Genomic DNA, 24,588 nt, shown 5'->3' with positions numbered 1-24,588 from the left:
TCAGGCTGCCTTGACGTGGTCCAGCCAGGCCGGATCGAGACGGGTTTGTTCGGTATCCATCCCCAGTGCCTGCATCTTCGCCTTATGCGCCTCGATCTCGCCGATCAACTGCACTTGCGCGCTGGAGTTGGCATCCAGTGCATGCATTTGCGTCAGGCCCAGATGGTAGAAACGCAGCAGCTTGATTGCGCTGGGGTCATTCGCCTGCACGCGTTCCGTGACCTTGTGCATCACGTTGGTCACGCTCATCAGGCTGCGCTTGAGTTGCCAGCCATATACGGCCGGTGCAAGCCAGGTTTGGCTCCAGAAAGGACCGCGCACCAGTGCCAGGGTGATCAGTACGCCAGCAAATACGCCGCCGACGTTGAAGCGAAAGTTGTCGCCGCCGGGTTCGCCGAACAGCATCACCGCGAGGCTGGACAAGAGCATCGCCAGGGCCAGGAACAGCACCGCCACAATCAGTGTGCTGCGGCGGGTTTGGCGGCGGTAGGTGACGGGGTCGCAGGGTTTGAGCTCGAACATCCGGGTGCAGTCTCCAGTGGCGTAGGCGGGCATCTTCGCACACTGGATAGAAAGAGCCCCGCTTCAGCGGGGCTTTTACTTACTTGGGTGCGAGCCAAGTTACCTCGGTGATACCGAACTTTTCCGCCCAAGGGCGCGTGGTCTTCTTCACTTGTTCGTGTCCGACCCGGCCAATGCGGCTTACATGGGCGATGTCGGCATCCACCGCCGCCCAGTGCCAGGCCTCGGCGTTGTTCATCACTTCGGCGCGCACCACAAAGGACTTCGGTTGTCCGTGCAGCTGGTAATTGATCGTGTAGATTTTTGCGGTACTCATGTTGCCTCCCTGTGTTGTTATAAATGGATAGGGCGGCGTTCAAAAAGGTTCATTCAAAATGACAATCCGCACGTCGGCGCGGCATAGTGACGCCTCTGCCACGTGCCCAAGGAGTGCGCCATGTCCCACCTGAGTCATCGACAGTTGTACCTGCGACGCCTGGGCTATGACACTCCACCCGCGCCGACCCTGCAAACCCTGCGTGACCTGCAGTTGCGTCATGTGTGCACGTTTGCCTTTGAAAGCCTGTCGACCTTGCTGCGCCTGCCGGTGCCCATCGATCTGGCGAGTGTCGAGCAGAAGGTGTTGATCGATGGGCGGGGTGGTTATTGCTATGAGTTGAACCAGATGTTCCTGTTGCTGTTGCAGGAACTCGGTTTCGACGCACGCGGCATTACCGGCCGGGTGGTGATGGGCGGGCCGCCGGATGCGCGCACCGCACGCACCCATCGCTTGAGCCTGGTGACCGTGGACGGCGTGCGCTACATCACCGATGTCGGCTTTGGCGGCATGGTGCCCAGCAGCCCATTGCAGTTGGACAGCGAGGCCGTGCAGGCCACGGCGCACGAGCCGTATCGGCTGACGCACAATGCAGATGGCAGCTACACGTTATGGGCCGAAGTCGCGGGGCAATGGCGTGGTTTGTATGTGTTCGACCTGCAGGTGCAGGCGGACATCGACTACGAAATCGGCAACTGGTACGTGTCCACTCATCCGGGGTCGCCGTTCGTGGGCCAGTTGAAGGCAGCGCTGTTGGCCGTGGGCAAACGCTATACGCTGAACAACGGCCACTACGCGGTGCATTACCTGGATAGGTCGAGCGAAAAACAGGTGGTCGCCAGCGCTGATGAGTTGCTGACGTTGCTGCACGAGACCTTTGGCATTCGCTTGCCAGCGCATCCGCAACTTCGCCCGGTACTTGAGGGCCTGGTGTTGGCGGGTTGCTGAAAATATTGAAATAGAGCCTTCGCTGAACCGTTTTATCTCCAGATCCGAGCAAATCAATTCGAACCTTTTTCCTACATTCAGGCTCGAATCGGTTCCGGAATGATTTGTTCAAATGACAAGGAGATGTAAAACGATGTCCAGGCTATTCGGAACAATCCTCAAGAACACCTCGGTATTCGCGCTAGTCGCAGCGCCGGCCGTGGTGTTTGCCGCACCGTCCACAGCACCGATTTCCACTTTCGGCCTGCTGGGCAGCTATAACGATTTCAAGCTTGAAGGCGGCAGCCGCAGTGACAAGGACGACATGCCCGAAGCGGGCCTGTTCTATAACTTCGGCAACAAGCTCACCGCTGAATCCGGCTTCATCTACCAGGCCGGTGTCGAAGCCAAATACGGCAAAAAAAGCGACAACAAGCTCAAGGAAGGCCAGGCCGACCTCGATCTCGGCTGGCGTGCCGCGCTGGATGCGCGCAACTCGGTCGACGTGATTGTCGGTGGCGGCTACAGCTGGACCCGCTATGAGCTGGACTCCAATGACTACGACCTGGAACTGACCAGCAAATCGCCATTTGCCAAGGCCGCCCTGGGCTATAACCACCAGTTCAACGACATGACCTTGCGCGTTGAAGCCGGTGCCCGTCATACCCTCGACGGCCGCGCCAAGATCAAGGTGGATGGCCTTGGCAGCGATACCGTGGACCTCAAGGATCGCACCAACCCCTACGCGGAGGTCAGCCTGCTGATGAACCAGAAGGGCGACCTGCCGGTGGTTGCTGGCCTGTACTACACCCGTACCGAGTACAAGCTGGATGACGATTCGGAACTGGCGGATAACACCAGGCTCAAGCGTGATGAGTATGGAGTGAAGGTCGGTATCGCGTTCTAACGCCACACCGAGTCCCCCCTGTGGGAGCACCGACCTGTGTGGGAGGTTCGATGGTGGAGGGCAATATCTCCACCAACAGTGCCATCGCCTTCGCAGCCTCGCTAAAGCTCGACAGCTCTCACAGGGAATTACCTACTGCGCATCAACACCGACCAACTGTGGGAGCGGGCTTGCCCGCGAAAGCGTCAGATCAGTCGACGTATCTGTGACTGACACTGCGCATTCGCGGGCAAGCCCGCTCCCCTATTTTTGACCGCATTCGTCAGAACAATCCGTTCAAGTGTCGGAGGGCCGTGTGACGATTCGGGCACAGGAATGCCTGTTGGAATGCACTCACTGCTAAAAACGCAAAACGGCGCCCGAAGGCGCCGTTTTGTTTACCGCATCTTGCTAAGCGATCAAACGCCCAACACCGCGTGCTGCACCAGAGTGAGCAACGGTTGTGGGTACACGCCCAGGAAGAACGCGAGCAGGGCGATGGCCAGCAGCATCACGCCGCCTGCCTTCTGTTCCCAATGCAGCTCGGCATCCACGCGACGCAGGTTTGGCTCGATCAGGTACAGGGTGACCATCACGCGCAGGTAGTAGAACACGCCGATGGCGCTGCCCAGTACCAGCGAGGCAACCAACCACCACTGGTGGGCTTCAACGCCGGTGGCGACGATGTAGAACTTGCCGATGAAGCCTGCGGTCAGCGGGATACCGGCCAGGGACAGCATCATCACAGTGAGTACGGCGGTCAGGTACGGACGGCGCCAGAACAGGCCGCGGTATTCGTACAGGGCGTCGGCGTCACGGCCTTTGAACGGCGAGGACATCAGGGTGATCACGCCGAACGCACCAAGGCTGGTGATCACGTAGGTGACCAGATACACGCCCATGGCTTCCACGGCCAGGCCTTTGCTCGCCACCAGGGCGATCAGCAGGTAGCCGAAGTGTGCGATGGACGAGTAACCCAGCAGACGCTTGAGGTTGTTCTGGGTCAGTGCCAGCAGGTTACCGAACAGGATCGACGCGATGGCGATCACGGTCAGTACGTCGCTCAGGACGCCGGTGTTGGCGGCAGGGGAGATCTGGAACAGACGCACCATCACTGCAAACACGGCGACTTTCGACGCGGTAGCCAGGAACGCAGCCACCGGCGCCGGGGCGCCTTCGTACACGTCCGGGGTCCACAAGTGGAACGGCACCAGCGACAGCTTGAACGCCAGGCCGATCAGCATCATGGCCAGGCCCAGTTGGGCAATCGGCGCAGGCATGCTGGTGGTGGCCAGGGCATGACCGATACCGGTGAAGCTCAGGCTGCCGGCTTCGGCGTACAGCAGGGCCATACCAAACAACAGGAACGCGGAACCGGCGGCCGACAGCACCATGTACTTGATGCCGGCTTCCAGGGAACGCTTGTTGAAGAAGGCGTAGGCCACCAGGCCGTAGGTCGGGATCGACAGCAGTTCCAGGCCGATGAACAGGCCCGCCAGGTGCTGTGCGCTGACCAGCACGATGCCACCGGCCGCAGCCAGCAGGATCAGCAGGTACAGCTCTTCGCGGTTGCCTGGGTAGCCGGTGCCGCCTTCGCCGAGGTAGGCGTGGGCGAGGGTGACGCAGGCCAGTGTCGCCACCAGGATCAGTGCGATGTACAGCAGCGCGAAGTCATCGACCATCATCAGTGGCGTTACGGCCAGTGGCGCGACCTTGAGGGCCGGGATGATCGACAGCAGGGCCAGGTTCAGACCGGCACAGGACAGCAGGAACGTTTGCGAGTGATTGCGGCGCCAGGCGATGGCCAGCATCACCACCACGATGGTGAGGCTGGTAATCAGCAGCGGCGCAAGCGCGATAAAGTGTTGGATCGTGAATTCCATAGCGCTCTTACCGGGCCGAAGCGAGTTGAGAGAAGGCGGTGCCGAACCACTGCTGCACGCCATGCATCGTTGCGGCAGAAGTGTCCAGGAACGGTTGCGGGTACACGCCGATGTAGATCAGCAGTACCGCAAGGCCGAGCACCATGATCAGTTCGCGAGCATCCATCCCTTGCAGGACGGTGTCGGACTTGGCCGGGCCGAAGTAGGCGCGGTGGATCATGATCAACGAGTAGACCGAACCGAACACCAGGCCGGACGTTGCGATGGCGCTGATCCATGGCGTCTGCACGAAGGCCCCCATCAGGATCAGGAACTCGCCGATGAAGTTGCCGGTACCCGGCAAGCCCAGGGACGCGGCGGCGAAGAACAGGCTGATCGCCGGCAGGTAGGCGATGCGCGACCACACGCCACCCATTTCACGCATGTCACGGGTGTGCAGGCGCTCGTACAGCTGACCGCTCAGGATAAACAGTGCAGCGGCCGAGACACCGTGGGCCAGCATCTGGATCACCGCGCCTTGCAGCGCCAGTTGGCTGCCGGAGTAGATGCCGATCAGTACGAAACCCATGTGGGAAACGGACGAGAAGGCAATCAGGCGCTTGATGTCGGTTTGGGCGAAGGCCAGGAACGCACCGTAGAAGATCCCGATCAGACCCAGGGTCATGGCGATCGGCGCGAACTCGGCCGAGGCATTCGGGAACAGCGGCAGGGCGAAACGCAGCAGGCCGTAAGCGGCAGTCTTCAACAAGATACCGGCCAGGTCCACGGAACCCGCGGTCGGTGCCTGGGCGTGAGCGTCAGGCAACCAGGAGTGGAACGGCACCACCGGCAGCTTCACCGCGAAGGCGATGAAGAAGCCCAGCATCAGGATGTACTCGGTGGTCAGGGACATCTTGGTTTTCAACAGGTCGGCGTAGTTGAAGGTAATCACGCCGGTGTTGTTGAAGTTGACCAGTACCAGACCCAGGATCGCCACCAACATGATCAGGCCGGAAGCCTGGGTGAAGATGAAGAACTTGGTCGCCGCATAGATCCGGGTTTTCTTGCCGTCCGAAGAACTGTGACCCCAGAGCGCGATGAGGAAGTACATCGGCACCAGCATCATTTCCCAGAAGAAGAAGAACATGAACAGGTCGAGGGCGAGGAACACGCCAACCACACCGCCCAGGATCCACATCAGGTTCAGGTGGAAGAAGCCCACGTGACGCTGGATCTCTTTCCAGGAGCAGAGTACCGAAAGGATACCCAGCAGGCCGGTCAGCAGGATCATCAACAGCGACAGGCCGTCGAGGGCCAGGTGCACGTTGATGCCGAAGCGCTGGATCCACACGTGCTTGAATTCAAGCGCGAAGGTGGGATCGACGCCCGGTGCCGGAGCAAATGAATAGTCGCCATGGGCCCACAGCCAGAGGCCGAGAGCGAGTTCCAGGGACATGGTCAGCAACGCAATCCAGCGGGGGAGGGTGGCGCCGAAGCGTTCACCCATCCAGCAGAGCAGGCCGCCGATAAAGGGGATCAGGATTAGCCAGGGCAGAATCATGACAGGCTCGTTTCCTTTCGCAAGTTCGCAAAGTTGGCAGTGTTCATAATCAGACCGCTACCACGACGATGGCACCAATAACCAGCACAGCACCGGCAGCCATGGAAGCGGCATACCAACGCAGTTGACCGGTTTCGCTGCGGCTCAGGGCGGTGTGACCGGCCTTGGCGGCGCGCGGGATCAAACCGATGGTCTGGTCGAGCGGGTCTTTGCGCAGTACATGGCTGATGGCCAGGTAAGGCTTGACGAACAGTTTGTCGTAGATCCAGTCGAAGCCCCAGGCAGCGAACCACCAGGCGGACAGGAAGCGGCCAATGCCACTGTTGGCCACGGCCGTCACAAAGCGACGCTTGCCGAGGAACAACAGGGCTGCCAGCAGGATACCGGCGATGGCGATGGCGCCCGAGGCGATTTCCAGGCTGTGCTGGGCTTCGCCGCCGGCATGGCCGACGCTTTGCGGCAGTACACCGTGCAGGGGCGGGGTGATCATGGCGCCGACGAAGGTCGACAGCACGATCAGCACCGACAAAGGCAGCCAGTGGGAGATGCCGTGGCCTGCATGCGCTTCGGTCTTGGCTTCACCGTGGAAGGTGATGAAGATCAGGCGGAAGGTGTACAGCGAGGTCATGAACGCACCCACCAGGCCTGCGTACAGCAGGTTCTGGTTACCGCTGGCAAAGGCTTCCCAGAGGATTTCATCCTTGGAGTAGAAACCGGCGGTCACCAACGGCAGGGCGGCCAGGGCGGCACCACCGACGATGAAGCTGGCGTAGGCCAGTGGCAGTTTCTTCCACAGGCCGCCCATCTTGAAGATGTTCTGCTCGTGGTGGCAGGCAACGATCACCGCACCGGAAGCAAGGAACAGCAGGGCCTTGAAGAAAGCGTGGGTCATCAGGTGGAAGATCGCCGCGTCCCAGGCACCAACGCCCAGGGCCAGGAACATGTAGCCGATCTGGCTCATGGTCGAGTAGGCGAGGATCCGCTTGATGTCGGTCTGTACCAGCGCGGCGAAGCCGGCCAGTACCAGGGTCACGCCGCCAACGACGCCCACCAGGTGCAGGATGTCCGGCGCCAGGGTGAACAGGCCGTGGGTACGGGCGATCAGGTAGACACCGGCGGTGACCATGGTTGCGGCGTGGATCAGTGCGGAAACCGGGGTAGGACCGGCCATCGCATCCGCCAGCCAGGTTTGCAATGGCAGTTGCGCGGATTTACCCACGGCGCCGCCCAGCAGCATCAGGGTAGCGAGGGTGATCCAGAAGTCGCCGACCTGGAATTTCTGCGGCGCCAGTACCAGCAGTTCCTGGATGTTCAGCGTGCCCACCTGTTGGAACAGGATGAACAGGCCGATGGCCATGAACACGTCGCCAATACGGGTGACGATAAAGGCCTTGAGTGCCGCGTTGCCGTTGTTGCGGTTGCTGTAGTAGAAACCGATCAACAGGTACGAGCACAGGCCTACGCCTTCCCAGCCGAAGTACAGGAACAACAGGTTATCGCCCAGCACCAGGAACAGCATGCTGGCGATAAACAGGTTGGTGTACGAGAAGAAGCGCGAGTAGCCCGCTTCACCGCGCATGTACCAGGACGCGAACAGGTGGATCAGGAAGCCCACGCCGACGACCACGCCAAGCATGGTGATCGACAGGCCGTCGACGTAGAGGGCGAAGTTGGGCTTGAAGCCCTCCACCGACATCCACTGCCACAGCACCAGGGTGTAGTGACCGCCTTCCGGCGGCGCGACGTTGAATTGCCAGATGACATAGGCGGCGACGATCGCCGACAGGCCAATGGAACCCACGCCCACCAGGGCCGAGAGGTTTTCCGACCAGCGTCCGCGAGAGAACGACAGCAGCAGGAAACCGATCAGGGGAAATACGAAAGTCAGAAAGATCATGTTCATCCGCGCATCTCACTGGCAGCGTCGATATCAAGCGTGTGGAAGCGACGATACAGTTGCAGCAGGATCGCCAGGCCAATACTGGCCTCGGCGGCTGCCAGGCTGATCACCAGGATGAACATGACTTGTCCATCCGGCTGGCCCCAACGTGCGCCGGCAACGATGAAGGCCAGTGCCGCAGCGTTCATCATGATTTCCAGGCTCATCAACACGAACAGAATGTTACGGCGGACCATCAGGCCGACCAGGCCAAGGCAGAACAGGATGCCGGCGACCGCCAGACCATGCTCCAAAGGGATAGCAGGCATCGTCATTGCTCCTTGGCTTCGTTGCGGCCCAAGTGGAAGGCGGTGATGGCTGCAGCGAGCAGCAGCATCGAAGCCAGTTCGACCACCAGCAGGTATGGGCCGAACAGGCTGATGCCCACGGCCTTGGCGTCTACGGTGGTGTGGCCGATGGCCTGGCCGCTCTGGTGAGCGAACAGCACATACAGCAGTTCACCCAGCAGCAAGGCTGCCAGTACGACCGGGCCGAGCCAGATGCCGGGTTTGAGCCAGACGCGCTCCTGGGCGACCGAAGCCGGCCCGAGGTTGAGCATCATCACCACAAACACGAACAGCACCATGATGGCGCCAGCGTAGGCGATCACTTCCAGTACACCGGCGAACGGCGCGCCGAGGCTGAAGAAGGTCATGGCCACGGCGATCAACGAAATGATCAGGTAGAGCAGGGCGTGCACAGGATTGGTGTTGGTGATCACGCGAAGCGTGGACACCACTGCAATACCGGACGCGAAATAGAAAGCGAATTCCATCTTTCTTCCTTAAGGCAGCAAGCTCTTCACGTTGATCGGCTCGGCTTCGTTTTGTGCGGCGCCTTTCGGCTTACCGGCAACGGCCATACCTGCAACACGATAGAAGTTGTAATCAGGGTTTTTACCGGGACCAGAGATCAGAAGATCTTCTTTCTCGTACACCAGGTCCTGACGTTTGAACTCGGCCATCTCGAAATCCGGGGTCAGCTGGATTGCGGTGGTCGGGCAAGCTTCCTCGCAGAGGCCGCAGAAAATGCAGCGCGAGAAGTTGATGCGGAAGAAGTCCGGGTACCAGCGACCGTCTTCGGTTTCAGCTTTCTGCAGGGAGATGCAACCCACCGGGCACGCCACGGCGCACAGGTTGCAGGCTACGCAACGCTCTTCGCCATCGGGGTCGCGGGTCAGTACGATACGGCCGCGATAGCGCGGCGGCAGGTACACCGCTTCTTCCGGGTATTGCAGGGTGTCGCGTTTGCGAAAGCCGTGACCGAACACCATCACCAGGCTTCGCAACTGGGTACCGGTACCCTTAACGATGTCGCCAATATATTTGAACATGGGTCAAATCCTCACTGAACCGCGCCGGCGGGCGTGTTCAACAACACAACGGCAGCCGTCACCAGCAAATTGATCAGGGTCAGCGGCAGGCAGAAGCGCCAGCTGAAATCCATCACCTGGTCGTATCGTGGACGCGGAATGGAAGCGCGCAGCAGGATAAACAACATGATGAAGAACGCGGTCTTCAGGAAGAACCAGAAGAACGCCAACTGCGGCAGGATGCCGAACGGACCGTGCCAGCCGCCGAAGAACAGCGTGACCAGCAGGGCCGAGATCAAGATGATGCCGATGTACTCACCAACGAAGAACATGCCCCATTTCATGCCGGCGTATTCGATGTGGTAGCCGTCGGCCAGTTCCTGTTCCGCTTCCGGCTGGTCGAACGGGTGACGGTGAGTCACGGCGACGCCAGCGATGAAGAAGGTACAGAAGCCGAAGAACTGCGGAATGATGAACCACAGGTTCTGCGCCTGGTACTCGACGATGTCGCGCATGTTGAACGAGCCGACCTGCACCACGATGCCCATCAGCGCGAGGCCCATGAACACTTCGTAGGACACGGTCTGGGCCGAGGCCCGCAAGCTGCCCAGCAGGGCGAACTTGTTGTTGCTCGACCAACCGGCGAACAGCACCGCGTAGACCGACAAACCGGCCATGGCGAAGAAGAACAGCAAGCCGATGTTCAGGTCCGCCACGCCCCAGGTCGGGGTGATCGGGATGATCGCGAAGGCGATCAGCAAGGCGCTCATGGCCACCACCGGTGCCAGGGTGAAGATCACCTTGTCGGCAAAGGGCGGGGTCCAGTCTTCCTTGAAGAACATCTTCAGCATGTCGGCCGCGATCTGGAACATGCCGAACGGGCCAACGCGGTTCGGACCGTAACGGTCCTGCCACCAGCCCAGCAGGCGACGTTCGACGAAGCTGAGCAGGGCGCCCGCAACGACCACGGCCAACAGGATCACGATGGCCTTGACCACCGAGATGATCACGTCGATCACTTCAGGAGTGAACCAAGTCATTGCGCTGCCTCCTGCAGACCGTCAACGGTTTTGCCGAAGATCGCCGCTGGAATGCCGGCGATGCCTTTAGGCAGTGCAACCAGGCCAGCGCCCAGCTCTTCATTGATGCGCAGCGGCAGACGCAGGGTCTGGCCGGCCACGGTCAGGCTGAGCAGGGCACCGTCGTTGACGCCCAGGCGGTCGGCTTCGGACTTGGCCAGCGACACGTAGGCTTCAGGAATGCGACTTTGCACCGGCGCGGCTTTGGAAGAGTTCTCTTCGCTGCCGAACAGGTGGAAGAACGGCACAACCTGCCAGGTGCCCTGGGCCGGGTTGAACGGACGCGGGACGGCGGCGAACCAGTTCAGCGAATCACCGGTGCTTTCGATCAGGCGGGTGCCCGGGTCGCCAGCGCGGATATGACCACCGACTTCGTCCTGGAACTTGTTCCAGGCCTGCGGCGAGTTCCAGCCCGGCGACCAGGCGAATGGCACCTGCTGACGCGGTTCGGCCGACCCCGAGTAACCTTCCATGGAGAAGGCGAACGCGGTATCCGTGTCTTGCGGAGTACGCGGTTCGTGCACGCTGATGTTGGCGCGCATGGCGGTACGACCGGAGTAACGCAGCGGCTCACGGGCCAGTTTCATGCCCTTGATGCGGAACGCGGCGGACGGCGCGGCGTCGACGATGCGGGCCAGTTGCGGCGCGCTCGCGGCGGTGGCAGCGGTCACATGGTCGAGCTGGGTCCAGTCGATCGGCTGGTTCAGCAGGGTGGCGCGCAGGGCATGCAGCCAGCGCCAGCCTTCGTGAACCAGGATGCTGGCGTCCATGTACTTCGGATCGAACACCTGGAAGAAGCGCTGGGCACGGCCTTCCTGGCTGACCAGGGTACCGTCGCCTTCGGCGAAGGTGGCGGCTGGCAGCACCAGGTCGGCACGGTCGCTGGTGGCGGTCTTCTGGTGATCGGCGACGATCAGGACCTTGGCAGCGTCCAGTGCCGCGTCAACCTTGGCGGCATCGGTGCGGGTGTACAGGTCGTTTTCCAGCACCACGATGGCGTCGGCGTTGCCGTCGATCACCGCTTGCAGGCCGGCGTCCAGGGACTCGCCACCGAGCATGGCCAGGCCAAGGCTGTTGGCTTCCGGCACGACCAGGCTGATGGAACCGTTCTTGTCGCGCAGCTTCAAGGCCTTGGCGATGTTGGCGGCGGCTTCGATCAGCGCCTTGGAACCCAACGAGGTGCCGGCAATGATCAATGGACGCTTGGCGGCCAGCAGGGCGTCGGCGATACGCTGGGCCAGTGCGACGGCTTCGCTGTCCAGGCCTTCGACGGCAGGCGCACTGGCGTCGAGGGCGTGGGCCACGGCAAAACCGATGCGGGCCAGGTCGTCTGGTGCGGCGTGCACACATTCTTCGGCGATGTCGTCGAGCTTGGTTTCAGCCAGGCTGGCAATAAACAGCGGGTTCAGCGCGTGCTGGCCGATGTTTTTCACCGCCGCGTCGAGCCATGGCTGGACGCGCATGGCGTCGGCCATTTCTTCGGCCTTGCCCTTGACCGACTGACGCAGCGACAGGGCCACGCGGGCAGCGGTCTGGGTCAGGTCTTCGCCGAGCACGAAAATCGCGTCGTGGTCTTCGATGTCGCGCATGTTCGGGACTGGCAGCGGGCTGTCGTTCAGCACTTGCAGGACCAGGCGGATGCGCTCCAGCTCAGCGGCTTCGATACCGCTGTAGAAGTGCTCGGCACCGACCAGTTCGCGCAACGCGAAGTTGCTTTCGAGGCTGGCGCGGGGCGAACCGATACCGACGATATTGCGGCCGCGCAGCAGGTCGGCGGCTTTATCCAGCGCTTCGTCCAGGCTCAGCTTGCCGCCGTTGGCCAGCAGTGGCTGGCGTGGGCGGTCTTCGCGGTTGACGTAGCCATAGCCGAAACGGCCACGGTCGCACAGGAAGTACTGGTTGACCGAACCGTTGAAGCGGTTTTCGATCCGACGCAGTTCGCCGTAGCGCTCGCCCGGGGAGATGTTGCAACCGCTGGAGCAGCCATGGCAGATGCTCGGGGCGAACTGCATGTCCCACTTACGGTTGTAGCGCTCGGAGTGAGTCTTGTCGGTGAATACACCGGTCGGGCAGACCTCGGTGAGGTTGCCGGAGAACTCGCTTTCGAGCACGCCATCTTCAACGCGACCGAAGTACACGTTGTCGTGGGCGCCGAACACGCCGAGGTCGGTGCCGCCGGCGTAGTCTTTATAGAAGCGCACGCAACGATAGCAGGCGATGCAGCGGTTCATTTCGTGGGAAATGAACGGGCCGAGGTCCTGGTTCTGGTGGGTACGCTTGGTGAAGCGATAACGGCGCTCGTTGTGGCCGGTCATCACTGTCATGTCTTGCAGGTGGCAGTGACCGCCTTCCTCACAGACCGGGCAGTCGTGGGGGTGGTTGGTCATCAGCCATTCGACGACACTGGCGCGGAACGCCTTGGATTCCTCATCATCGATGGAAATCCAGGTGTTGTCGGTGGCTGGGGTCATGCAGGACATGACGATACGACCACGGGTGTCGTTTTCGTCGGTGTATTGCTTGACCGCGCACTGGCGACAGGCACCGACGCTACCAAGTGCGGGGTGCCAGCAGAAATACGGAATATCGAGGCCGAGTGACAGACACGCCTGTAACAGGTTGTCTGCCCCATCGACTTCGAGCGCTTTGCCGTCTACGTGGATAGTGGCCATGGTTCAAAGTTCTTCGTTGGCCCGTTGTCAGCGGGCGTGGCTAATGGAATCTTGTTATTCATGTGCATCTACACAGCCATCAAGGCGTCAGCACATGAGAAAGCGAAGGGCACGGACCCTTCGCTTTTTAAGCGTTACGCGCCGACTACGATCGGCTTCGCCAGAGGCGGGACGGCGGCGCTGGTAGGCGCGATACCGGCTTCGAACTCCGAGCGGAAGTATTTGATTGCGCTGCCCAATGGCTCTACGGCGCCCGGTGCGTGAGCACAGAAGGTCTTGCCCGGGCCGAGGAAACCGACCAGACCCAGCAGGGTCTCGATGTCACCCTCGCGGCCTTCGCCTTTTTCCAGGGCCATCAGCAGCTTGACGCTCCACGGCAGGCCATCGCGGCATGGGGTGCAGAAGCCGCAGGATTCACGGGCAAAGAACTGCTCCATGTTGCGCAGCAGCGAGACCATGTTAACGGTGTTGTCCACCGCCATCGCCAGGCCCGTACCCATCCGGGTGCCGACCTTGCCGATGCCGCCGGCATACATCTGGGCGTCGAGGTGCTCGGGCAGCAGGAAACCGGTGCCGGCGCCGCCTGGTTGCCAGGCTTTCAAGGTGTAGCCGTCGCGCATGCCGCCGGCGTAGTCCTCGAACAGCTCGCGTGCGGTCACGCCGAACGGCAGTTCCCACAGGCCAGGGTTCTTGACCTTGCCGGAGAAGCCCATGAGCTTGGTGCCCATGTCTTCGCTGCCTTCGCGGGCCAACGATTTGTACCAGTCCACGCCGTCGGCGATGATCGCCGGCACGTTGCACAGGGTTTCTACGTTGTTCACACAGGTCGGCTTGCCCCACACGCCTACGGCGGCAGGGAAGGGCGGCTTGGAGCGCGGGTTGGCGCGGCGGCCTTCGAGGGAGTTGATCAGTGCGGTCTCTTCACCGCAGATGTAACGCCCGGCGCCGGTGTGCACGAACAGTTCGAAGTCAAAGCCCGAACCGAGGATATTCTTGCCCAGCAGGCCCGCGGCCTTGGCTTCTTCCACGGCACGGTTGAGGTGCTTGGCGGCGGTGGTGTACTCGCCACGCAGGAAGATATAGCCGCGGTAGGTTTTCAGTGCGCGGGCACTGATCAGCATGCCTTCGATCAGCAGATGGGGCAGTTGCTCCATCAGCATGCGGTCTTTCCAGGTGTTCGGCTCCATTTCATCCGCGTTGCACAGCAGGTAGCGGATGTTGATGGATTCGTCCTTGGGCATCAGGCCCCACTTAACCCCCGTGGGGAAGCCTGCACCGCCGCGACCTTTGAGGCCGGCGTCCTTCACGGTCTGGACAATGTCGTCCTGGGCCATGTCGGCGAAGGCTTTGCGCGCCGCCGCGTAACCGTTCTTGGCCTGGTACTCGTCGAGCCATACCGGCTCGGCATCGTCACGCAGGCGCCAGGTCAGCGGGTGGGTTTCAGGCGAACGCTTGATCAGGTTGGCCGGGCCGAAAGATGTCAGGGTCATGGGTAGCCCTCGAGCAATTGGGTCACGCCAGCTGCCTGTACGTCACCGAATGTGTCGTCGTCGATCATCAACGCCGGCGCCTTGTCGCAGTTGCCCAGGCAGCACACCGGCAGCAGGGTGAAGCGCCCGTCTGCAGTGGTCTGGCCGAGGCCGATGCCGAGTTTGGTCTGGATCGCGTCGACCACCGATTCGTGGCCGCCGATGTAGCAGACCATGCTGTCGCACACGCGAATGATGTGGCGGCCCACTGGCTGGCGGAAGATCTGGCTGTAGAACGTAGCCACGCCTTCAACGTCGCTGGCAGGGATGCCGAGGATCTCGCCGATGGCGTAGAGGGCGCCGTCCGGCACCCAGCCACGTTCCTTCTGGACGATCTTCAAGGCTTCGATCGACGCCGCGCGCGGGTCTTCGTAGTGATGCAGCTCGTGCTCGATGGCCGAGCGCTCGGTTTCACTCAGGGTGAAACGGTCTGTCTGGATAAGCGTGCTGTTCATGCTTAGCGGTCCACGTCGGCCATAACGAAATCGATACTACCCAGGTACGCAATCAAGTCCGCGACCATCTCGCCTTTGATCACCGAAGGGATCTGCTGCAAGTGGGCAAAGCTTGGGGTACGGATCCGGGTGCGGTAGCTCATGGTGCCGCCATCGCTCGTCAGGTAATAACTGTTGATACCCTTGGTCGCTTCGATCATCTGGAAGGATTCATTGGCCGGCATGACCGGACCCCACGAAACCTGCAGGAAGTGCGTGATCAGGGTTTCGATGTGCTGCAGCGTGCGCTCTTTCGGCGGCGGCGTGGTCAGCGGGTGATCCGCCTTGTACGGACCTGCCGGCATGTTGCGCATGCACTGCTCGATGATCTTCAGGCTCTGGCGCATTTCTTCGACGCGCACGATGCAACGGTCGTAGGCGTCGCCATTGGCTGCCAGCGGTACTTCGAACTCGAAGTTCTCGTAGCCGGAGTACGGGCGGGCTTTACGCACGTCGAAATCACAGCCGGTGGAACGCAGGCCAGCACCAGTGACACCCCACTCCAGGGCCTCCTTGGTGTTGTACTGGGCGACGCCGATGGTACGGCCCTTGAGAATACTGTTGTCCAGCGCGGCCTTTTGGTACTCGTCCAGACGCTTTGGCATCCAGTCGATGAACTCTTTAACCAGGCGTTCCCAGCCGTTCGGCAGGTCGTGGGCCACGCCACCGATGCGATACCAGGCCGGGTGCAGGCGGAAACCGGTGATGGCTTCGATGACCTTGTAGGCGCGCTGACGGTCGGTGAAGGTGAAGAACACCGGGGTCATGGCGCCGACGTCCTGGATGTAGGTACCCAGGAACAGCAGGTGGCTGGTGATCCGGAAGAACTCGGCCATCATGATGCGGATGGTGTCGACGCGGTCTGGCACCTTGATGCCGGCCAGTTTCTCGACCGAGAGCACATACGGCAGGTTGTTCATCACGCCGCCGAGGTAGTCGATACGGTCGGTGTACGGGATGAAGCTGTGCCACGACTGACGTTCGGCCATCTTCTCGGCACCACGGTGGTGGTAGCCGATGTCTGGTACGCAGTCGACGATTTCTTCGCCGTCCAGTTGCAGGATGATACGGAAGGCACCGTGGGCCGAAGGGTGGTTCGGGCCCAGGTTGAGGAACATATAGTCCTCGTTGGTGCCGGAGCGTTTCATGCCCCAGTCTTCCGGACGGAAGCGCGCGGCCTCTTCTTCAAGCTGTTGCTTGGCGAGGTTGAGACTGAACGGATCGAATTCGGTGGCGCGGGCAGGGAAGTCCTTGCGCAGCGGGTGACCTTCCCACGTTGGCGGCATCATGATGCGCGTCAGGTGCGGGTGGCCGGGGAAGTCGATACCGAACATGTCCCAGACTTCACGCTCGTACCAGCTGGCATTCGGCCAGATACCGGTTACGGTCGGGACGCTCAGGTCGCTTTCGGACAGCGCGACCTTGATCATCACGTCGCTGTTACGCTCCAGCGACATCAAGTGGTAGAACACGGTGAAATCGGCGCCGCTCGGCAGCCCTTGACGCTTGGTGCGCAGACGTTCGTCCACGCCATGCAGGTCATAGAGCATGACGTACGGCTTGGGCAGGTTACGCAGGAAGGTCAGGACTTCGACGAGCTTGGCGCGCGCCACCCACAGCACCGGCATGCCGGTACGTGTGGCCTGGGCGGTGAAGGCGTCAGGGCCGAAACGGTTATTGAGTTCGACGACCACATCCTGGTCGTCTGCCTTATAAGGCGGGATGTACAGAGCGCTGCCTGTAGTCATGGTTTTTTTATCGCTTTCGGTCAACGTAAAGAATGAAGCCAGGGTATCGTTCTATAAAAGAAGCGGTGCTGGATCAGACTTCGTCAGGGCTGCGCAGGTTGGTGACTGCGATTCGCTGTTCGCGGCGCTGTTCCTTTTGCGAAGGCATCTCGGCGCGATACACGCCTTGATCTCCGACAACCCAGGACAGTGGGCGACGTTCCTTGCCTATCGATTCCTGCAACAGCATCAAGCCTTGCAAGAACGCTTCAGGGCGAGGCGGGCAGCCAGGCACGTAGACATCCACGGGCAGGAACTTGTCCACCCCTTGGACTACGGAGTAGATGTCGTACATGCCACCGGAGTTGGCGCACGAACCCATGGAGATCACCCACTTGGGTTCAAGCATTTGCTCGTAGAGGCGCTGGATGATCGGCGCCATCTTGATGAAGCAGGTGCCGGCGATAACCATGAAATCCGCCTGGCGCGGTGATGCCCGGATAACCTCGGCGCCGAAGCGCGCGATGTCATGGGGAGCCGTGAAGGCGGTGGTCATCTCTACGTAGCAGCACGAAAGACCGAAGTTGTACGGCCACAGGGAGTTCTTACGCCCCCAGTTGACCGCGCCACTCAGCACGTCTTCCAGCTTGCCCATGTAGATGTTTTTGTGGACTTGATCTTCTAACGGATCGGAGACGGTTTCCCGTTCGCCGATGGGGTACTGATCGTTAGGAGCATCCGGGTCGATCCTGGTGAGATTGTATTGCATCGCCAAAGCCTCATTGTTTCAGCTTCGCTTGCCGCTTACGACGAGCTTCCGGAGCCCAATCAAGGGCGCCCACTCGGAATAGGTAGACAAGGCCTGCCAACAGAATTGCTATGAAAACGAGAGCTTCGACGAATCCGGTCCAGCCGCTTTCGCGGACGGACACAGACCAGGCAAAGAGAAAGAGGGCTTCGATATCGAAGATCACGAACAGCATCGCGACCAGATAGAATTTGGCTGAGAGCCGCAAGCGGGCGCCACCTGTAGGCAGCATGCCGGACTCGAACGGTTCATTCTTGCTGCGGCCCCAGGCTTTTGACCCGAGGAGGCTGGAGACGCCGAGCATGAAGGCGCAGAGGCCGACAACACCGAGGAGGAAAATGGCAAAGCCCCAGTTGTGGGCCATGAGTCCTGTCGCTTCGGTCATGCTGGAAATCCTTAACAGAGAGCAAAGGTCTCTGAGCTCGAAAAAGTAACGATGCAGTGACGATATGTCGCACTGCAATCAATCGCGGTGATTTTATGGCTAAACACCGGGCAAGTAAAATTCCTATGGCGAAATTATTCGATGGAATAAGGACATAGTGCACCTCGATGGGGCTGTAGCCCTTGTGTAGCGGGCATTAGCGGGCATTTTATCAAATGTGTTTTGTTTAGCCTGTAACGAAGTTTTTATGCGCCAAATGATAATGAATATTGTTTGCGTGGGGTTTAAGCGAATGTTTCTCGTGCGGCGCGGAAAGTTAGCGTTACTTGCTTGATTGTCGCTTAGTTGTCGGCGGGGATCTTTTAACCGTTTTTTCGCGCGCAAATACCGCTCTGGATCAATGTTTTGCCGAAAATCTCCGGGCTGAATGCATTTCCCTTGTGGGGGCGGGCTTGCCCGCGATGGCAGTGTGTCAGCAAATGAATGCGGTGGCTGGTGTACTGCCCTCGCAGGCAAGCCAGCTCCCACATTTTGATCTGTGTTGTGTCAGTCGGATTTTCAGCTGTGCAAAAAAACGCCCCGAACAGGTCGGGGCGTGATCTTTGTGCGGCACTGCGGTTAGGTCTTCCTTGGGGCTGCAGTGGCCGTGTAGGCGGTGCTTAGTGGAACTGCTCTTCTTCGGTCGAGCCGGTCAGTGCGGTCACGGACGAGGTGCCGCCCTGGATCACGGTGGTCATGTCGTCGAAGTAGCCGGTGCCCACTTCCTGCTGGTGCGCCACGAAAGTGTAACCCTTGGCGGCGTCAGCGAATTCCTGCTCCTGCAGCTTCACGTAGGCAGTCATGTCGTTGCGGGCGTAGTCATGCGCCAGGTTGAACATGCTGTGCCACATGTTGTGGATGCCGGCCAGGGTGATGAACTGGTGCTTGTAGCCCATGGCGGACAGTTCGCGCTGGAACTTGGCGATGGTCGCGTCGTCCAGGTTCTTCTTCCAGTTGAAAGAAGGCGAGCAGTTGTAGGACAGCAGTTGGTCCGGGTATTCCTTCTTGATCGCTTCAGCGAAGCGACGGGCTTCGTCCAGGTCCGGCTTGGCGGTTTCGCACCAGATCAGGTCGGCATACGGGGCGTAGGCCAGGCCACGGGCAATGGCTTGGTCCAGGCCGGCGCGGACTTTGTAGAAGCCTTCCTGGGTACGTTCGCCAGTGACGAACGGCTTGTCGTACGGGTCGCAATCCGAGGTCAGCAAGTCAGCCGCGTTGGCGTCGGTACGCGCCAGGATGATGGTTGGCGTGCCGGCAACGTCAGCCGCCAGACGGGCAGCAGTCAGTTTCTGTACGGCTTCCTGGGTTGGGACCAGTACCTTGCCGCCCATGTGGCCGCATTTCTTCACCGAAGCCAGTTGGTCTTCGAAGTGCACGCCGGCAGCGCCAGCCTCGATCATGCTCTTCATCAGCTCGTAGGCGTTCAGTACGCCGCCGAAGCCGGCTTCTGCGTCAGCCACGATAGGTGCGAAGTAGTCGATGTAGCCTGCGTCGCCCGGGTTCTTGCCGGCTTTCCACTGGATCTGGTCGGCACGACGGAACGAGTTGTTGATGCGCTTGACCACGGTTGGAACCGAGTCCACCGGGTACAGCGATTGGTCGGGGTACATGGATTCAGCGGAGTTGTTGTCCGCTGCCACTTGCCAGCCGGACAGGTAGATCGCCTGGATACCGGCTTTTACCTGTTGGACTGCCTGGCCGCCAGTAAGGGCGCCCATGCAGTTGACGAAATCTTTGTCGGGACGGAAGGAAGGCTTGGCCCCTTGGGTGACCAGGTTCCACAGCTTCTCGGCGCCGAGTTTTGCAAAGGTGTGCTCAGGTTGAACCGAGCCACGCAGGCGGACGACGTCAGCAGCGGAATAAGCGCGGGTCACGCCTTTCCAGCGTGGGTTTTCAGCCCAGTCTTTTTCGAGGGCTGCAATTTGCTGTTCGCGTGTCAGTGCCATGGGAGTAAACCTCGTCGCGTCTTGTTTAGAAGATCCGTTTTCCAGCCGTGCATTCAATGCATGGGCAGGGCTGCTCGCTGACCAGAAGCCTAGGCGGTCATGTCGGGTCTGGCGGGGGAATGCGACGGGATGAACGATAGACTCAAGGAGGAGTTGAGCAGGTAGAGGCGAACTGCGGGCGGTCTTCGGGCGTCGTGGGCCTTTGTACGATCCATCAGTGTATTGCCGGGTTACCTGGTTGGCTTCCGTCCCTCGGGACAACTTCGTTCCAGTCGCAACCTCGTCAAACACACCTTGTGGGCGGTACAGACACGAATCGGCTCGGGTGGGTAGCTTGGAGCGCGATCCGAAGGCCCTTGCCAGGGCCCCTGATTAGCGGGAGCGAGGCCATCATGCCCATGCTTTTTTGGATCGTCAAATGTTTTGTAGTGCTATTTTTCAAGCACTACATCTTTAGTCTAAGACGACTCATCAGTCAGTTTTTGGTGCTTCAGTTCAGGGTGTCGACCTTGACCCGCAAAGTCAGGTCATCGCGGCCCTGAGTAGAGTAGGTGCGGGTTGTGGAGGATTTGTCGGCCTGGGTCTCGCGGTTGATGCCGGCCAGGGTGATCCACTCACCCAGGCGCCCGCTGACAGTTGTGTCGGTACTTTGTACGTTCACTACATCGGGACGTTCCTGGCTCATGCGGTCACGGTTGGTACTGATCGCCAGGTGCACGGTCTCGCCGGTGACGCTGGCGGTCACGTAGAAGCCCTGGGTTACGTTGCGGTATTGGGTCTGGTTTTGCGGGCGGCCGTAGGCATCCGGCTGGGTTGTGGTCAGCGGAACGCTCTGGCCGACCTGGATCAGTGCGGGTACACCTTCGCTGGCTTGGATCTGCTGCACGCCGCCTTCACGGCTGGCGGTGCCGTAGCTGATGATGCGGGTCTGGTTGTCGCCGCTCTGCTGGTTGTTCTCGTTGGTGTCGACAGTGATCAGTAGGCGCTTGGCCGGGGTGTCGAGCTGCGAGAGCAGGGCGCGCAGGTCCTGGATCTTGGCGGGGTCTGCCTTGACGATCAGTTGGTTACCGTAGGCGCTCACGGTGCCGTCCTTGCCAATGAAATTCTGCGCCACTGGCAGCAGGTCGGCGCTGGTACGGTTGCTCGGGTTGACGACTTCGGTGTCGGCCATGGCCGTGACGCTGGCGGTCAGGAGCAGGGCGGTGAGCAGGGTGCGTAGGGACATGTCCGTTATCTCTGCGAGTCATTTAGGCTGGATAGTGCCAGTTTGTCGGCTGGATGGGGTGCTTGTTGAATCGTAGACGGCAAAATGCCCTGGCAGTGCAGGGCATTTGTAGTGCGGCTGATATCGCTTTCGCGAGCAAGCCAGCTCCCACATTTTGACCGCATTCCAAGGGAAGGCCTCGGTCAAATGTGGGGGCTGGCTTGCCTGCGATGCAGGCGGCGCGGTCTGGAGTCAGCCCTCGCGCACCATATCCACATGCGGAATCCCGACTTCAAGAAACTCGTCACTGACGATCTTGAAGCCCAGCCGCTCGTAAAACGGCGCCGCATACACCTGCGCACTGAGGAACTGCTTGGTCTGGCCACGTTTCTCGGCTTCGCCGATCACCGCTTCCATCAGCTTGTCGCCGACTTTCAGCCCGCGCCAGTCCTTGAGTACCGAGACGCGGCCAATCTCGCCGCTGGGCAGCAGGCGAGCGGTGCCAATCGGAAAGTCGCCTTCAAATGCGAGGAAATGCACCGCATCAGCGTCGTCCGCGTCCCATTCCAGCTCAGGTGGAACCGATTGCTCAGCGATAAATACCGCTTCACGAATGCGCCGTATCTCAGCGATGTCCTTTTGCCAGTCCGCGACACTTACGTGAATCTTATTCATCGGCAAACCCCAGGCTCCCTTGCTTGACCAGTTCGCACAGCAGATCGCGGCCGTCTTCGTCGGCCAGCCATGGGCCGAGGTTCTCGGCGTGCAGGGCGTCGGCGGAGCACACCAGTTTCAGCAGCTCGCGCAGTTTGCCCGGCAGGTAACGGCTCTGGCCGCTAGCGAACAGCAGTACATCGTCGTCCACTTCCGACCAAGCCATGCGCGCGCTCGGGTTGCGCACCAGGATCGCACCGTCTTGCAGGGCGCTGATGAAGTCTTCTTCACCCAGTTCCTCACCGGCAACCAGTTCAGGGTAGCGCGGTTCGGTCATGAACTGGCCGAACCAGGTCAGCAGCATGCGCTCATCGCTCATGTGCTCGGCCAGCAGGCTTTTCAGGCGGTCGAGGGCGTCGCTCTGGATCTGGTGCGGATCGCTGACCGGCTGGGCGTCGGCGTCGGTGTAGCGCTCTTCGTCGGTCAGGTATTGGGCGAGGAAGTCGGTGAAGTGGGTCAGCACTTCGGCGGCACTTGGTGCGCGGAAGCCGACCGAGTAGGTCATGCAGTCATCTTCGGCGATGCCGAAGTGCGCCAGGCGCGGTGGCAGGTAGAGCATATCGCCCGGTTCCAGTACCCACTCGGCGCTTTCTTCGAATTCGGCGAGGATGCGCAGGTCGGCGTGCTGCAGCAGCGGGCTTTCGGAGCTGCACATCTGGCCGATCTTCCAGTTGCGCTTGCCCTGGGCTTGCAGCAGGAACACGTCGTAGTTGTCGAAGTGCGGGCCGACGCTGCCACCCGGCGCGGCGAAGCTGATCATCACGTCGTCGATGCGCCAGCTTGGCAGGAAACGGAACTGCTCCAGCAACTCGGCGACTTCCGGTACGAACTGGTCAACCGCTTGCACCAGCAGGGTCCACTCGCGCTCGGGCAGGGCGCTGAAGGCATCTTCGGCGAACGGGCCGCGACGCAGCTCCCACGGACGCTCGCCGTGTTCGATCACCAGGCGCGACTCGACTTCTTCTTCAAGGGCCAGGCCGGCCAGTTCGTCGGCGTCGATCGGGCTTTCGAAATCAGGAATGGCCTGGCGGATCAGCAGCGGTTTTTTCTGCCAGTAGTCGCGCAGGAATTCCCGTGCCGTGATGCCGCCCAGAAGTTGAAGAGGGATGTCAGGATTCATGTGTAACCTATTGAAATAAAGCACTTTTCAGACTGGAATAAAAACGCCCGGCGCGGCCGGGCGTCTCAAAGGGTCTTGCGATGATCAGATGCGCTTGGCTTGCTCTACAGCGTTGCCGATGTAGTTGGCCGGGGTGAGCAGTTTCAGCTCGGCCTTGGCGGCGGCTGGCATGTCCAGGCCGTCGATGAAAGTTTGCAGCGCTTCAGGGCTGATGCCCTTGCCACGCGTCAACTCTTTCAGCTTCTCGTACGGGTTTTCGATGTTGTAACGGCGCATCACGGTCTGGATCGGCTCGGCCAGCACTTCCCAGCAGGCATCCAGGTCAGCGGCGATTTTCTGCTCGTTGAGTTCCAGTTTGCTGATGCCTTTGAGGCTGGCTTCGTACGCGATCACGCTGTGAGCGAAGCCCACACCGAGGTTGCGCAGTACGGTGGAGTCGGTCAGGTCGCGCTGCCAGCGGGAGATCGGCAACTTGCTGGCCAGGTGCTGGAACAGGGCGTTGGCGATGCCGAGGTTGCCTTCGGAGTTTTCGAAGTCGATCGGGTTGACCTTGTGCGGCATGGTCGACGAACCGATTTCACCGGCAATGGTGCGCTGCTTGAAGTAACCCAGGGAAATGTAGCCCCAGATGTCGCGATCGAAGTCGATCAGGATGGTGTTGAAGCGCGCGATCGCGTCGAACAGCTCGGCAATGTAGTCGTGCGGTTCGATCTGCGTGGTGTACGGGTTGAAACCCAGGCCCAGCTCATCTTCGATGAAGGCGCGGGCGTTGGCTTCCCAGTCGATCTCCGGGTAGGCCGAGAGGTGGGCGTTGTAGTTGCCCACGGCGCCGTTGATCTTGCCCAGCAACGGCACGGCTGCGACCTGAGCGATCTGACGCTCCAGGCGGTACACCACGTTGGCCAGTTCTTTACCCAGGGTCGTCGGCGAAGCCGGCTGGCCGTGGGTGCGCGACAGCATCGGCACGTCGGCGAAGCGGATCGCCAGCTCACGGATGGCATTGGCGGTCTGGCGCATCAGCGGCAGCATCACGTCATCACGGCCCTCGCGCAGCATCAGTGCGTGGGACAGGTTGTTGATGTCCTCGCTGGTGCAGGCAAAGTGGATGAACTCGCTGACCTGGGCCAGCTCTGGCAGCTTGGCCGCTTGCTCTTTGAGCAGGTATTCGATGGCTTTTACGTCGTGGTTGGTGGTGCGCTCGATCTCTTTTACACGCTCGGCGTGCTCCAGGGAGAAGTTTTCCGCCAGGGTGTTCAATACAGCGTTGGCTTCGGCGGAGAACGCCGGCACTTCGCTGATGGCAGGGTGAGCGGCCAGGCGCTGGAGCCAGCGCACTTCAACCAGGACACGAGCACGGATCAAGCCGTATTCGCTGAAAATAGGGCGCAGGGCCTGGGTTTTGCCGGCGTAGCGGCCGTCAACAGGGGAAACCGCAGTGAGCGAAGAGAGCTGCATGGGGTGTTCTCGGACAGTCGGGCAACGAAATGGGGCGCGTATCATACATGAAAAAATTCGCCGGTCCGTCGCCAACTGACCGGCGTATTAC

Annotated in this window: 22 protein-coding genes; 2 read left to right on the top strand and 20 right to left on the bottom strand. The window is 60.6% G+C overall.

The features are described from left to right. Both PSH81_RS16520 and PSH81_RS16515 read right to left on the bottom strand, forming a co-directional pair. Window positions 1–522 (bottom strand): DUF3087 family protein, encoded by a 522-nt coding sequence (locus tag PSH81_RS16520; protein ID WP_192296570.1) that lies wholly within the window; start codon window positions 520–522, stop codon window positions 1–3. A 79-nt stretch (window positions 523–601) separates the two neighbouring features. Beyond that, on the bottom strand, window positions 602–838 hold the full coding sequence (locus PSH81_RS16515) for a DUF6555 family protein (protein WP_226456389.1): 237 nt from the start codon (window positions 836–838) through the stop codon (window positions 602–604). Between the two features lie 120 nt (window positions 839–958). Between PSH81_RS16515 and PSH81_RS16510 the strand changes: the two genes are divergently transcribed. Continuing rightward, window positions 959–1,786 (top strand): arylamine N-acetyltransferase, encoded by an 828-nt coding sequence (locus tag PSH81_RS16510; protein WP_305391091.1) that lies wholly within the window; start codon window positions 959–961, stop codon window positions 1,784–1,786. A gap of 133 nt (window positions 1,787–1,919) precedes the next feature. Further along, on the top strand, window positions 1,920–2,672 hold the full coding sequence (locus PSH81_RS16505) for an outer membrane beta-barrel protein (protein ID WP_226456387.1): 753 nt from the start codon (window positions 1,920–1,922) through the stop codon (window positions 2,670–2,672). 398 nt (window positions 2,673–3,070) lie between these two features. On the opposite strand, the gene nuoN is transcribed toward PSH81_RS16505, so the two are convergent. The 18 genes from nuoN to purB all read right to left on the bottom strand — a co-directional run bounded on the left by nuoN (window position 3,071) and on the right by purB (window position 24,497). Then, window positions 3,071–4,534, bottom strand: coding sequence for an NADH-quinone oxidoreductase subunit NuoN (gene nuoN, locus PSH81_RS16500; RefSeq protein ID WP_192296567.1), 1,464 nt, complete (start codon window positions 4,532–4,534; stop codon window positions 3,071–3,073). Window positions 4,535–4,541: 7 nt separating this feature from the next. Beyond that, window positions 4,542–6,074: an NADH-quinone oxidoreductase subunit M gene (gene nuoM, locus PSH81_RS16495; RefSeq protein WP_010209575.1), complete on the bottom strand. Its 1,533-nt coding sequence runs from the start codon at window positions 6,072–6,074 to the stop codon at window positions 4,542–4,544. A gap of 49 nt (window positions 6,075–6,123) precedes the next feature. Continuing rightward, on the bottom strand, window positions 6,124–7,977 hold the full coding sequence (nuoL, locus tag PSH81_RS16490) for an NADH-quinone oxidoreductase subunit L (protein ID WP_226456385.1): 1,854 nt from the start codon (window positions 7,975–7,977) through the stop codon (window positions 6,124–6,126). Further along, window positions 7,974–8,282, bottom strand: a complete 309-nt coding sequence (nuoK, locus tag PSH81_RS16485; RefSeq protein ID WP_003174727.1) for an NADH-quinone oxidoreductase subunit NuoK — start codon at window positions 8,280–8,282, stop codon at window positions 7,974–7,976. The genes nuoL and nuoK overlap by 4 nt, the downstream gene beginning before the upstream one ends. Window positions 8,283–8,284: 2 nt before the next feature. Beyond that, on the bottom strand, window positions 8,285–8,788 hold the full coding sequence (gene nuoJ / locus PSH81_RS16480; RefSeq protein WP_003174726.1) for an NADH-quinone oxidoreductase subunit J: 504 nt from the start codon (window positions 8,786–8,788) through the stop codon (window positions 8,285–8,287). 9 nt (window positions 8,789–8,797) lie between these two features. Further along, complete coding sequence (nuoI, locus tag PSH81_RS16475; RefSeq protein ID WP_003174725.1) at window positions 8,798–9,346, bottom strand: NADH-quinone oxidoreductase subunit NuoI; 549 nt, start codon at window positions 9,344–9,346, stop codon at window positions 8,798–8,800. Window positions 9,347–9,357: 11 nt separating this feature from the next. After that, window positions 9,358–10,365, bottom strand: coding sequence for an NADH-quinone oxidoreductase subunit NuoH (gene nuoH, locus PSH81_RS16470; protein ID WP_017137518.1), 1,008 nt, complete (start codon window positions 10,363–10,365; stop codon window positions 9,358–9,360). Beyond that, the gene (gene nuoG / locus PSH81_RS16465) at window positions 10,362–13,076 is read right to left on the bottom strand and encodes an NADH-quinone oxidoreductase subunit NuoG (protein WP_305391090.1); all 2,715 of its coding nucleotides are present in this window, start codon (window positions 13,074–13,076) and stop codon (window positions 10,362–10,364) included. The genes nuoH and nuoG overlap by 4 nt, the downstream gene beginning before the upstream one ends. Before the next feature lie 134 nt (window positions 13,077–13,210). Next, window positions 13,211–14,566 carry an NADH-quinone oxidoreductase subunit NuoF gene (gene nuoF / locus PSH81_RS16460; RefSeq protein ID WP_135307454.1) on the bottom strand — a complete coding sequence of 452 codons (1,356 nt, stop codon included), beginning with the start codon at window positions 14,564–14,566 and terminating at the stop codon, window positions 13,211–13,213. Next, on the bottom strand, window positions 14,563–15,060 hold the full coding sequence (gene nuoE, locus PSH81_RS16455) for an NADH-quinone oxidoreductase subunit NuoE (protein WP_192296565.1): 498 nt from the start codon (window positions 15,058–15,060) through the stop codon (window positions 14,563–14,565). Before nuoE ends, nuoF begins: the two co-directional genes overlap by 4 nt. Window positions 15,061–15,062: 2 nt before the next feature. Then, the gene (gene nuoC / locus PSH81_RS16450; protein ID WP_192296564.1) at window positions 15,063–16,847 is read right to left on the bottom strand and encodes an NADH-quinone oxidoreductase subunit C/D; all 1,785 of its coding nucleotides are present in this window, start codon (window positions 16,845–16,847) and stop codon (window positions 15,063–15,065) included. Window positions 16,848–16,920: 73 nt separating this feature from the next. Next, window positions 16,921–17,595: an NADH-quinone oxidoreductase subunit B family protein gene (locus PSH81_RS16445; protein ID WP_012724951.1), complete on the bottom strand. Its 675-nt coding sequence runs from the start codon at window positions 17,593–17,595 to the stop codon at window positions 16,921–16,923. 10 nt (window positions 17,596–17,605) lie between these two features. Then, complete coding sequence (locus PSH81_RS16440) at window positions 17,606–18,019, bottom strand: NADH-quinone oxidoreductase subunit A (RefSeq protein WP_003219575.1); 414 nt, start codon at window positions 18,017–18,019, stop codon at window positions 17,606–17,608. Window positions 18,020–18,678: 659 nt separating this feature from the next. Next, window positions 18,679–20,004 (bottom strand): isocitrate lyase, encoded by a 1,326-nt coding sequence (aceA, locus tag PSH81_RS16435; protein ID WP_192296563.1) that lies wholly within the window; start codon window positions 20,002–20,004, stop codon window positions 18,679–18,681. Between the two features lie 490 nt (window positions 20,005–20,494). Continuing rightward, window positions 20,495–21,229, bottom strand: a complete 735-nt coding sequence (locus PSH81_RS16430) for a secretin N-terminal domain-containing protein (protein WP_305391089.1) — start codon at window positions 21,227–21,229, stop codon at window positions 20,495–20,497. 231 nt (window positions 21,230–21,460) lie between these two features. Then, on the bottom strand, window positions 21,461–21,883 hold the full coding sequence (locus PSH81_RS16425; RefSeq protein WP_192296561.1) for a GNAT family N-acetyltransferase: 423 nt from the start codon (window positions 21,881–21,883) through the stop codon (window positions 21,461–21,463). Then, a complete protein-coding gene (locus PSH81_RS16420) occupies window positions 21,876–23,042 on the bottom strand; it encodes a cupin domain-containing protein (protein WP_226456382.1) in 1,167 nt (388 codons plus the stop codon). The genes PSH81_RS16425 and PSH81_RS16420 overlap by 8 nt, the downstream gene beginning before the upstream one ends. Window positions 23,043–23,126: 84 nt before the next feature. Next, a complete protein-coding gene (gene purB / locus PSH81_RS16415; RefSeq protein ID WP_010209589.1) occupies window positions 23,127–24,497 on the bottom strand; it encodes an adenylosuccinate lyase in 1,371 nt (456 codons plus the stop codon). Window positions 24,498–24,588 lie beyond the last annotated feature (91 nt).

The organism is Pseudomonas sp. FP2335 (assembly GCF_030687535.1).
Lineage (GTDB): Bacteria > Pseudomonadota > Gammaproteobacteria > Pseudomonadales > Pseudomonadaceae > Aquipseudomonas.
This window is presented reverse-complemented; position numbering and strand designations above follow the sequence as displayed.